The organism is Bradyrhizobium sp. LeoA1Lang (assembly GCF_055413685.1).
The window spans coordinates 1-11,352 of record NZ_JBVAPG010000214.1; the positions used below are offsets into that span (position 1 = coordinate 1).

10 protein-coding genes are annotated in these 11,352 nt (G+C 64.1%); 4 read left to right on the plus strand and 6 right to left on the minus strand.

Going from position 1 to position 11,352, the window contains the following annotated elements:
* Positions 1-542 precede the first annotated feature (542 nt).
* On the minus strand, positions 543-1,892 hold the full coding sequence (locus ACZYOF_RS38880; RefSeq protein ID WP_463719049.1) for an 8-oxoguanine deaminase: 1,350 nt from the start codon (positions 1,890-1,892) through the stop codon (positions 543-545).
* Between the two features lie 151 nt (positions 1,893-2,043).
* Here ACZYOF_RS38880 and ACZYOF_RS38885 point away from each other — a divergent pair, with 151 nt between their 5' ends.
* Positions 2,044-2,865 carry an FAD binding domain-containing protein gene (locus ACZYOF_RS38885; protein ID WP_394565608.1) on the plus strand — a complete coding sequence of 274 codons (822 nt, stop codon included), beginning with the start codon at positions 2,044-2,046 and terminating at the stop codon, positions 2,863-2,865.
* Positions 2,862-5,582, plus strand: coding sequence for a molybdopterin-dependent oxidoreductase (locus ACZYOF_RS38890; protein ID WP_463719050.1), 2,721 nt, complete (start codon positions 2,862-2,864; stop codon positions 5,580-5,582). The genes ACZYOF_RS38885 and ACZYOF_RS38890 overlap by 4 nt, the downstream gene beginning before the upstream one ends.
* A gap of 335 nt (positions 5,583-5,917) precedes the next feature.
* Here the strand turns inward: ACZYOF_RS38890 and pucL are convergent, their stop codons facing one another.
* From pucL to ACZYOF_RS38915, 5 genes are all read right to left on the minus strand, one after another.
* Positions 5,918-6,760: a factor-independent urate hydroxylase gene (pucL, locus tag ACZYOF_RS38895; protein WP_282531298.1), complete on the minus strand. Its 843-nt coding sequence runs from the start codon at positions 6,758-6,760 to the stop codon at positions 5,918-5,920.
* 436 nt (positions 6,761-7,196) lie between these two features.
* Entirely contained in the window at positions 7,197-8,081 is an 885-nt protein-coding gene (gene uraD, locus ACZYOF_RS38900; RefSeq protein WP_463719051.1) for a 2-oxo-4-hydroxy-4-carboxy-5-ureidoimidazoline decarboxylase, read from the minus strand.
* A gap of 1 nt (position 8,082) precedes the next feature.
* A complete protein-coding gene (gene puuE / locus ACZYOF_RS38905; RefSeq protein ID WP_463719052.1) occupies positions 8,083-9,018 on the minus strand; it encodes an allantoinase PuuE in 936 nt (311 codons plus the stop codon).
* Positions 9,018-9,431 carry a DUF3830 family protein gene (locus ACZYOF_RS38910; RefSeq protein ID WP_027579045.1) on the minus strand — a complete coding sequence of 138 codons (414 nt, stop codon included), beginning with the start codon at positions 9,429-9,431 and terminating at the stop codon, positions 9,018-9,020. The genes puuE and ACZYOF_RS38910 overlap by 1 nt, the downstream gene beginning before the upstream one ends.
* 107 nt (positions 9,432-9,538) lie before the next feature.
* Positions 9,539-9,841: a hypothetical protein gene (locus ACZYOF_RS38915; RefSeq protein ID WP_130230108.1), complete on the minus strand. Its 303-nt coding sequence runs from the start codon at positions 9,839-9,841 to the stop codon at positions 9,539-9,541.
* 242 nt (positions 9,842-10,083) lie between these two features.
* On the opposite strand from ACZYOF_RS38915, the gene ACZYOF_RS38920 reads away from it, so the two are divergent.
* Positions 10,084-10,314 (plus strand): hypothetical protein, encoded by a 231-nt coding sequence (locus tag ACZYOF_RS38920; RefSeq protein WP_282531301.1) that lies wholly within the window; start codon positions 10,084-10,086, stop codon positions 10,312-10,314.
* A gap of 96 nt (positions 10,315-10,410) precedes the next feature.
* Entirely contained in the window at positions 10,411-11,145 is a 735-nt protein-coding gene (locus ACZYOF_RS38925) for an SDR family NAD(P)-dependent oxidoreductase (RefSeq protein ID WP_463719053.1), read from the plus strand.
* Positions 11,146-11,352: the final 207 nt, after the last annotated feature.

Consider the following 11,352-nt stretch of genomic DNA (forward strand, 5'->3'; position numbering starts at 1 on the left):
TCCCGTGCAACAAAAAGCACGGGGGTAGGACCACAGGTTCAACCGAAGCATTCCGGCTTTCCCTGCGCGATGGTGTTACGGCTTCCTTCGTGCTCTCCCCGGTGACCGGGCTTTCTTGCCACCGTCGCTCTGCGGATACTTGATCCACAAAACTTAGCGCCAGCGTCGGGGCGCCAGGACCACACGACTTCGCCGTCCGCTGATGTTGCGTTCGTCTGTCGCAACACCCGCGTCCACCGCATCTCACCGCAACGTTCGTGACGATCGCGAGCCGCCCCTCATTCGGGTGAGACGCGCGGAGTTAAATCACTGATTTGCCCGACGGCGAAAGCGGAATGTTTTTTGTGTGAGGGCTGGACAGACTTTCGGTGATTTGCCCGTCGGGCAGTTTTTGCATAGCTCGCGCCACAGCACACGCTGTCATTCCGGGGCATCGCGAAGCGATGAGCCCGGAATCCATCGGGCCACATACCAGGCGGAGGAATGGATTCCGGGCTCGCGCTGCGCGCGCCCCGGAATGACGGAGAGAGCGGGCTGCGATCTCACCCCGCCTGCATCGCGCGCGCGGCGGCGGTGTGGCGGCGGATCAGGTCGGCGACATCCAGCCCGGGAATCGCACCGTCGATCACGGCCCAGTTGCCACCGACCATCACGCGGTCGGCGCGGTGCGCGCCGCACAGCACCAGCGCGGCGAGCGGGTCGCCATGGCCGGAGAAGCGCAACTCGTCGAGCTTGAACAAAGCGAGATCGGCGGCCTTGCCGACGGCGATCTCGCCGAGCTCGGGACGGCCGACGCAGGCGGCGGAGCCTTTGGTTGCCCAGCGCAGCGCATCCTTGTGGCTGACGCGGCCAACGCCGTAGCGCGCCCGCTGCACCAGGAAGGCGGCGCGCACCTCCTGCATCAGATTGGAGCCGTCGTTGGAGGCCGAGCCGTCGACGCCAAGGCCGATGCCGACGCCGGCTTCCTCCATCTCGCAGACCGGACAGCAGCCCGACGCCAGCACCTGGTTGCTGCAGGCGCAGTGGCTGATGCTGGTCCCGGCCTTGCCGAGCCGCTTCATCTCATCGGCGTTGAAATGGATGCCATGCGCGAGCCAGGTGCGCCCATTGAGCCAGCCGCATCGCTCGAGATAATCCAGCGGCCGGCAGCGGTATATCTCCTCGCAGAACCTGTTCTCGTCCTCGGTCTCGGCGAGATGAGTGTGCAGGCGAACATCGAGCTTGTCGGCAAGCTCGGCGGTCTTTTGCATCAGCGAGGTCGTCACCGAGAACGGCGAGCATGGCGCCAGCGCGATCTGCACCATCGCCTGCTCGCCGCGCTGGTGATGCTTTGCGACCACGCGCGCGCTGTCGGCCAGAATGGTGTCCTCATCCTGCACGACGCTATCGGGCGGCAGACCGCCGTCGCGCACCGACAGATTCATCGAGCCGCGCGTGAGCAGCACCCGCAAGCCGAGGCGCTTTGCAACGGCCACCTCGATATCGACGGCGTCCTCGAGCCCGGCGGGAAACACGTAGTGGTGATCGGTCGTCGTGGTGCAGCCCGACAGCAGCAGTTCCGACATTGCAACGGTGACACCGAGCTGGAGCGATTCCGGCGTCAGCCGCGCCCATACCGGATAAAGCGCCTTGAGCCAGGGGAACAGCTCGCGATCGAGTGCAGCCGGGAGCGCCCGCGTGAGTGTCTGGTAGAAGTGGTGATGGGTGTTGATCAATCCCGGCAGTACAACGTGTTCGGCTGCGTCGAACACCGTTACCGACGTAGCCGTTGGCTCCTTGCCGCGGCCGACCAGTTCGACGATCTTGCCATCCTTCACCACGACGCCGCGTTCGGCGCCTTCGGCCAGAATGGAAAGCGGATCCTTGATCCAGATCGGGTGCGTTTGGTCCATGATTCCACCATCTATAGAGAAGCATCGGTGTTTGGTTCGATGCAACGACCGTCCCAATTATGGCCAACAATTGGCGTCGGTCTTGCAAGGCTTCTTAAGTGAGCAAGACTCTTAAGCTAGGATGCATCCTGTTGAAAGCGTCGGCGTATCGATGGACCTGAACACGATCACGGAAGTCGCCCATCCGAAATCCCGGGCGCAACTGCCTGTTTGGAAAGCAGGCGATGCTTGGCTGGCGGGCGGCACCTGGCTGTTCTCGGAGCCGCAGGCGCATCTGAGGCGGCTGATCGATCTCTCCGATCTGAAATGGCCGGCGCTGACAATTGGCGACGACAACTTCACCATCGCCGCCACCTGCACGGTGGCCCAGCTTGACGGCTTTGCCTGCCCGCCGGACTGGATCGCCTCGCCGCTGATCAACCAATGCTGCCGCTCGTTCCTCGCCTCCTTCAAGATCTGGAAGACTGCGACCGTCGGCGGCAATATCTGCATGTCGCTGCCGGCGGGGCCGATGATCTCGCTGACGTCGGCACTCGACGGCCTCGCCACGATCTGGCAGACCGATGGCGGCGAGCGCAAGACTCGCATCATCGACTTCATCACCGGCAATCAGCAGAACCTGCTTCGGCCCGGCGACCTCCTGCGGCAGATCGACATTCCGCTCGCGGCGCTGCGGCGGCGTTCGGCGTTTCGCCAGATCTCGCTGACGCCGGTCGGCCGCTCGGCTGCGCTGTTGATCGGAAGCACCGACAGCGAGGGCAGCTTTGCGCTGACCGTGACCGCCTCGACGATACGGCCGATCAGGCTGGTCTTTGCCACTATCCCAGAGCAGGAGGAATTGCGCGAGACGATCCTGCGGCGCCTCCCGGACAATCTCTACCACACCGACATCCACGGCAAACCGGTCTGGCGCAAGCACATGACGGTGCGGCTCGCGGAAGAGATCCGCGCTGAACTCAAGGCGCAGCCATGACCTTCGACATCAACGGCAAGACATTCTCGGAAGCGCCGCGGGCCGGACAATGCCTGCGCACCTTCCTGCGCGACCTCGGGCATTTCGGCGTCAAGAAAGGCTGCGACGCAGGCGATTGCGGCGCCTGCACCGTGCTGCTCGATGGCGAACCGGTGCATAGCTGCCTGATCCCGGCGTTCCGCGCCGAAGGGCATGCCGTCACCACTATCGAGGGATTTGCACCTGACGGCGGCACCCATCCGCTGCAGCAGGCCTTCCTCGACGCACAGGGATTCCAGTGCGGGTTCTGCACGGCCGGCATGATCCTGACCTGCGCATCGCTCAACCAGGCGCAGCGGCAAGACCTTGGCGCTTCGCTGAAGGGCAATATCTGTCGCTGCACCGGCTATCGCTCGATCAAGGATGCGCTCGACGGCAAGTGCAACATCGAGGACGACGGCGCCGGGACCGCCTTCGGCCGCAGCCTGCCGGCGCCGGCCGGACCGCTCGTGGTGCGCGGAGCAGCGCGCTACACGTTCGACACCAAGGTGGAAGGTCTGCTGCACGTCAAGCTGCTGCGCTCGCCGCATCCGCACGCGAAGATCGTTTCGATCGACAAGAGTGCGGCGCTCGCGCTGCCCGGTGTGCATGCGGTGCTGACCCATGAGGATGCACCAAAACTTCTGTTCTCGACCGCGCGGCATGAGAAGGACTGGATGGACCCCGAGGATACCCGCGTCCTCGACGACGTCGTCCGCTTTATCGGCCAGAAAGTCGCCGCCGTCGTGGCGGAGACCGAGGCCGCGGCGGAAGAAGGCTGCCGCCGCCTCAAGGTCGACTACGAGCTGCTGCCTGCGGTGTTCGACCCGGCCGAGGCGATCGCGCCGGGGGCGCCGGTCCTTCATGGCGACAAGACGGTCGAACATCGCATCACCAACCCCACGCGCAACCTCGTTGCGGAGACGCATGGCGAATATGGCGACGTCGCGAAAGGACTGGCGGAGGCTGCCGTCACCTATGAGGGGACGTTCACGACCCAGCGCGTCCAGCATGCGGCGCTGGAGACCCATGGCGGGCTCGCCTGGATCGACACAGAGGGCATCCTCAATGTCCGCTCCAGCACGCAAGTGCCGTTCCTGACCCGACGCGGGCTGTCGCAGATCTTCGATCTGCCACCCGATAAGATCAGGGTGTTCTGCGAACGGGTCGGCGGCGGATTCGGCGGCAAGCAGGAGATGTTCGTCGAGGACATTCTTGCGTTGGCCGCGCTCAAGACCGGACGCCCCGTCAAGCTCGAATTCACCCGCGAGGAGCAGTTCATCGGCACGTCGACGCGGCATCCGATGCGCGTCAAGGTGAGGGCCGGCGCCGACAAGAACGGCAAGCTGACCGCGCTGCAGCTCGACGTGCTCTCCAATACCGGCGCCTACGGCAACCACGCCGGCCCGGTGCTGTTCCATGCGGTGGCGGAGTCGGTCAGCGTCTACAACTGCCCGAACAAGAAAGTCGACGCCATCGTCGCCTACACCAACACGCTGCCGGCCGGCGCCTTCCGCGGCTACGGCCTGCCGCAAGGGCTGTTCGCCGTGGAAGCGGCGATCGACGAGCTCGCAAAGCAGCTCGGCATCAATCCGTTCGACTTCCGCCGCCGCAATGTCGTGAAGCCCGGCGATCCCATGCTGTCGCCGCCGCCTTCCGAATATCATGACGTGCTCTATGGCTCTTATGGCCTCGATCAGTGCCTCGACCTGGTCGAGCGCGCGATGGCCGAGGAAGCGCCGCGGCATGGATTGTCGCCTGAGTGGCTGATCGGCGACGGCATGGCGCTGACGATGATCGACACCGTCCCGCCGGCCGGGCATCTCTCCGATTCCAAAATCTCGCTGCGCGAGGATGGCGCTTTCGAGCTGACGGTCGGCACCGCCGAGTTCGGCAACGGCACCAGCACGGTGCATCGCCAGATCGCGGCGAGCGCGCTGGCGACGACGGTCGATCGCATCGTCCTGAAGCAATCCGACACCGCGCATGGCGGCCACGATACCGGCGCCTATGGCAGCGCCGGCATCTTCGTCGCCGGGCGCGCGACGCAACATGCAGCGGAAAATCTCGCGGTCGCGATCAAGGCGTTTGCGGCGGAGATGACCGAGGGCGACGCCGACTCATGCCTGCTGGACAATGAAACCGCCGTCTGCGGCAGGCGGCGCCTGTCCTTTGCCGAGCTGGCGAAAGCCGCGGAGGCGCGTGGCAGCACTCTGGAGGCCAGCGGCAGCGCGCATGGCACGCCGCGTTCGGTCGCCTTCAACGTGCAGGGCTTTCGCGTCGCCGTGAACAAGGGCACCGGCGAAGTCAGGATCTTGAAGAGCGTGCAGGCGGCCGACGCCGGCCGCGTCGCCAACCCCATGCAATGCCGCGCGCAGGTCGAAGGCGGCGTCGCACAAGCGCTCGGTGCCGCACTCTACGAGGAGCTCGTGATCGACGATGGCGGACGGGTGATCAATCCGAGGTTCCGCGACTATCACCTGCCCTCTTATGCCGACGTGCCGCGGACGGACGTCTTCTTTGCTGAGACATCAGATGCGGTCGGGCCGATGGGCGCGAAGTCGATGAGCGAGAGTCCATACAACCCCGTCGCCGCCGCACTCGGCAATGCAATCGCCAACGCCACCGGCATCCGCTTCACCAGCGTGCCGTTCAAGCCCGACCGCCTGTTCCCGGCGCTGCATGAGAAGTATGGGTAGTCGCGAATGTCGCACCGTTGCTCTCCGCCGTCATTGCGAGGAGCGAAGCGACGAAGCAATCCATATCTCCGCGAGTGGAGAGATGGATTGCTTCGCTTCGCTCGCAATGACGGAGTGTGTAGGGTGGTGCCCACCATCACGAGCGGAATGCGTGATGGTGGGCACGCTTCCGCCGTCGCCCGTGGACAGGTCACAGCGAGTGGGTCGCTTTGCCCACCCTACGCCCCCGTCTGTCATTCCGGGGCGCGCGGAGCGCGAACCCGGAATCTCGAGGTTCTCCGATGTGCAATCGCACATCGTAGTTCGATGCTTCGCATCGCCCCGGAACGACATCGTCAGCCCCGCCCCACCGTGCACTCGATCTGGCCGTGCGGCTCGTCAGTCGGCAGGAACACCTGGTTGTTGTTGTCGAGCCCGAAGGCGGAGAGATTCATCGGGATGAAATGCATGTTCGGGCAGGCCATGCTGATCTCGGACATCTCGGGCACCGCCGCGAGCGCCGCCTCGCCCATGCGGTAGAGGCTGTCCTGCACGCTCCAGCTATAGGTGGTCGAGAACACCTCGAGCAGCACATCGAGGATCTTCGCATTCGTCGCCGGATAGCTCGCTGGCTTGCCCGACCATTTCCACGACGCCACCATGCTGGTCGCGCAGATGCGGTCATGCGTCTCGGAAAGCGTGGTGTAGCGGTCCTTGAGGTAATTCTCCCAGCCGGATTGAGTCGACTTCATGAAGGCGAAGCCGTCGATACCCGAGGCGAGCGTCATCGGTCCGCCACGCGTCGCCGTAAGTTCGACGGTCGGCTTGCCGTTGCCGTCGAGCACGAAGCTGTGCGGATGCGGCTTGCCGCCGAAGCTCAGCCTGTTCCACTTGGTCTCGTGCGAGGTGATTGATACCGATGACACCTGCGGATAGGTGTCGAAATATTTCTGCGCCAATACCTGGCAGAATTCTTCCGGGGAGAGCCCGGTATTTTCGCGGGCGACGACGTTGACGACATTCTTGATGGTGTCGGTCGACACCGTGTTGGAATTGTCCGCATCGGTATAGGTGCGGGCGAAATCACCTTCGAGCATCGCCTTGATGTTGAGCTGGCTGACCTCATGCCTGTCGCCATCGCGATGAATGCGCATCACGCGGACGCGGCCCTTGCCGTAGCGGTTCTTGATCAGCGGCACGTGAAAGCCTCCCGTTGAGCCGGTAAATTCAAACGGGCATTGCGCCCGATCTACACATAATGAGCAACGTTTATGCCACCGGGCAAGCTTCGGGCACGGCAACGTGAGTTGGTGTGACCTGCCACCGCTGCCACAATCTTCGCCATCCTTGCCGCGGCCTTCATCAGCGGCATCGGGTATACGTCGTCCCGCACATACGGGCCTCATCCTGAGGAGACCGCGTAGCGGTCGTCTCGAAGGATGGCCGCGGGCGAGATACGGGCCTCATGGTTCGAGACGCGCCTGACGGCGCTCCTCACCATGAGGGACCGGCAGTCGTAGGGTGGGCAAAGCGCAGCGTGCCCACCTTTCTTGCACCGCCCGTGGATGGTGGGCACGCGGAGCCTGTCATCGGGCGCGCGTTCGCGCGACCCGTTGGCTTTGCCCACCCTACAACTTAACTGCCGCGATACGTGGCATAGCTCCAGGGCGTGACCAGGAGCGGCACGTGGAGATGGCCTTCGGGCTCGCTCACCGCAAAACGCAGGGGGATGCGGTCGAGGAAGGGCGGATCGGAGAGCGGCACCTGGCGGCTCGCAAAATACTCGCCGACGCTGAACAGCAGCTCGTACTTTCCTGATGGCACCGGGCGGCCGCCGATCAATGGCTGATCGGTGCGGCCGTCGGCGTTGGTCACGGCGCGCGTCACGACGCGGCTTAAGCCGAGATCGGACAATTCGATCAATTCGACAGCGATGCCGGCGGCCGGCTTGCCACTATGCGTGTCCAGCACATGCGTCGAGAGACGGCCGTGCACGGGAAGTCTGTCCTCCGCCGTCACGAGCTGATCGAGCCGCAGCGCGGCGATGCGGCAGATCTCCTCGACCGATCGCTGTATCTCGGCCGGCACATCGTTCGGCAGCCTCCGCTCGAAATCGCGCAGGATCGAATCTTTGGTGTGGCGGCGGACCGAGACGATGTAGGGGAAACCGAATTTCGAGCGATACGCATTGTTGACGCGCTCGAACGCATCATATTCGGCATCCGACAATCGGTCGAGGCCGGCGCTGTTCTGTTCGGCATCGGATTCCGCGGTGAGGCCCGCGGCGCGCTGAGTCTTGTCGGCGAGATCGGGATGCAACTTGATGAGCGCGAGCCGCAGTTCAGCCGGTGCGCGTTCGACCGCGGCCTTCATCGCCGCGAACAGCGCGTTGACGCCGGCGAACGGCCGCAGCAACGCCACCTGCTCGGCGATCCACGGGGAATGCTCGAAGATGTTGCCGAGCGCCGTGACGAATTCGTCGCGGCCAAGACTGTTGAGATCGGCTGTTGTGATCGACATCCTATCCGATGCTGAAGGCCTGTTCGGCGAGCTGCTTGTGGTTGGCGTGCCAATGCTCGGCGATCTGCAGCCGCGTCGGCACCCAGACGCGGTCGTGCTTCGTGACGTAGTCGAGGAAGCGCATCAGCGCCGCGGCGCGGCCGGGACGACCGACCAGGCGGCAATGCAGTCCGACCGACATCATCTTCGGCGAGGTTTCGCCCTCGGCATAGAGCACATCGAAACTGTCCTTCAGATAGCTGAAGAACTGATCGCCGCCGCCAAAGCCCTGCGGGTTGACGAAGCGCATGTCGTTGGCGTCGAGCGTGTACGGGATCACCAGATGCGGCTCAACGCCCGCCGCCTTGATCCAGTACGGGAGATCGTCGGCATAGGCGTCGCAGAGATAGGAGAGGCCGCCCGTTTCCATCAGAAGCCGGAGCGTATTGATCGAGGACCGCCCGGTGTACCAGCCGAGCGGCCGCGCGCCCGTCGCCTCGGTGTGCACGCGGATCGCTTCGGCGATCTCGGCGCGCTCCTCGCTCTCCGACATGTCCTTGTGCTCGACCCATCGGAGACTGTGGCTCGCGATGTCCCAGCCCGCCTCCTTCATCGCGGCAACGATCTCGGGATTGCGCTTCAATGCCATCGCGACGCCAAACACGGTGGTCGGCAATTTGCGTTCGCCGAACATACGCCAGAGCCGCCAGAAGCCGGCGCGCGAGCCATATTCGAACATCGATTCGATGTTGGCATGGCGCTGGCCCGGCCAGGGCTGCGCGCCGAGCACATCCGACAAGAACGCTTCCGAGGCGCTGTCGCCATGCAGGATGTTGTTCTCGCCGCCCTCTTCGAAATTCACCACGAACTGCACGGCGATGCGGGCATTGCCCGGCCATTTCGGATCGGGCGGGTTGCGGCCATAGCCGCGAAGATCGCGCGGATATGCTTCGGTCACTAAACTTCCTCGAAACGAATCTTCTGCGCGCCCTTCCAGAGCACGGTCTTGCCGAAGGTGACGAGGTTCTCGAGCCCCGACGTCAGCGTGATGAAATGGTTGCCGGCGAGCTGACCCATCTTGCTTGCGAAATGCACGCCGCCATAGGCGAGCAGGATCTCGGTTTCGCTGATGCCGCCGGGATAGAGGATGATCTGGCCGGGCGCCGGATAGCTGGTGTGGTTCTCATATGAGACGCCGAAGTCGAGATCGCCGAGCGGCATCCAGACCCCCTCGCCGCTCCAGCGGACATGGATCGCCTGGCTCTCGAACGGCATCGCCTTGCGAAACGCTGCAACCGTCTTCGGCGCCAGCGCCTCCTCAAAGCGCGCGTCGAATTTGAAGTCGCCGGCATGGACAATCAGTTTGCTCATTGATCTCTTCTCTTGGATCTCTGCTGTTGTGTAGCTGGGAACCGCCTCTCGCTACCGCATTGCAGCGCGGCATCGGAAGCAAGGACCATTCCAGAGGCAGCGTTGGCCTAGTTTCTCCGATCGTACGACCAGCCGAACAGGCCGCTGCGCTGCGTCTCAGGCTCGGGCGGCGGCGCCTCCTTGGCCTCGGCCTGCGGCGGCGGTGCAGGCGGCGCCGGCAGGTTCTCGCATTTCAAGGAGTAGACCAGTTCGCCTTTCGCAGTGCGGCCGATCGGAGCGCAATCGTCCGCCCGCGCGACCGCGCCTTTTGTCGCACCTTTGGTCTCCTTTGGCACCAGTTGGGTCTGCGCCACGGCCAGCGAGGAGACTGGCGCGGCGACCAACAGCAACACTGGTAAAAACTTCTTCATCGGCCTCACTCGTTGGGAATCCTTTGCCTTATTGAACCGGACCGGCACCGGTCACTCCATGATAGCGCGAACCGCCTGTAATACCTGCTGAATATTTAGCCGTGACCAAGAAATTTGCTCGCCGCTTCGTGATGGGCACAACCGTACTAACCGTCAGCGCACATCGCTATCTCCCTCTTTAGCGCTGAGGTGCGAGCCGCACAGGCCTCGCAGACGAAGCGTAATAAAGCCGGGAGAACCACATGAAGACATTCCTCACCATCCTTGGGTCAGTTTTGATTATTGCGTCATCCGTCCAGTTCGCTGCGGCAGCGCAGCAGCGGCATCACTACAAGAAGTCGGACCGAGTGGTGGTGCGCCAGCAGCCGCCGCCCTTCAATTCCTATGCAGCCTGGCCTGCTCCGTCCCCTGAGATGTACGACTACCCGCCGAGCGTCTTCACTGGTGGCTGGTCGGCACCCGCCGGCCGCTGAGCCGATCGAGGCTGAACGCAACAAAGGCCGGCCGCGGACATCGCGGTCGGCCTTTTCGTGTAACATGACCTCGCAACCTTCAGACGGGAGAGAATGATGACGACAGCGACATTGCGCGGCCATGTGGCGCTCGTGACCGGAGGTTCGCGCGGCATCGGCGCGGCGATCGTGCGCGCGCTGGCGGAGCAAGGCGCGGCTGTGGCGATCAATTATCGCGAGCGTGCGGGCGATGCGGATGCGCTGGCGAAGGAGATCTCGACCGCGGGCGGAAAGGCGATTGCGATCGGCGCGGACGTCTCAAAGGCCGCGGCGGTCGCGCAGCTCGTGCAGCGCGCTACCGCCGAACTCGGCCCGATCGACATCCTCGTCAACAATGCCGGCATCGCAATCGTCAGCGGCGTCGACGATCTCACCGAGGCCGATTTCGATTCCACCATCGCGGTGAACCTGAAATCGGTGTTCCTGTGCACGCAGGCGGTGCTGCCGGGAATGCGCGCGAAGCAATGGGGCCGCATCGTCAACATCTCCTCGGGTGCCGCGCGCGGCGCCGGCGCGATCGGTCCGCACTACAATGCATCGAAGGCCGGCGTCGAGGGATTGACGCGGGGCTATGCGGCACGCCTCGTCAAGGAAGGCATCACCGTCAATGCGGTCGCGCCTTCGCTGATCGAGACCGACATGATGAAGGGCCAGCCTAACCTGGTCAGCCGGATTCCGCTCGGCCGTTTCGGCACCGCCGACGAAGTCGCGCAGGCCGTCATGCTGCTGATCGGCAACGCCTACATGACCGGCCAGACCGTCGCGATGAGCGGCGGCATGGCGTTCAACTAGCGCGCCACGATCTGTAGGGTGGGCAAAGCGAAGCGTGCCCACCATCCCGAGTGCTAGATGGTGGGCACGTCGCTGCGCTCCTTTGCCCACCCTCATATGGGGCTTCGTGAGTCAAGGCTCTCAACGAACAGGGTTGGGTTGGGTTTTTGCGGTGAGAGGGCGGCGCGCGGAGCCATGCGTAGCGCAGCGCGACGACCGGGCCCCGGG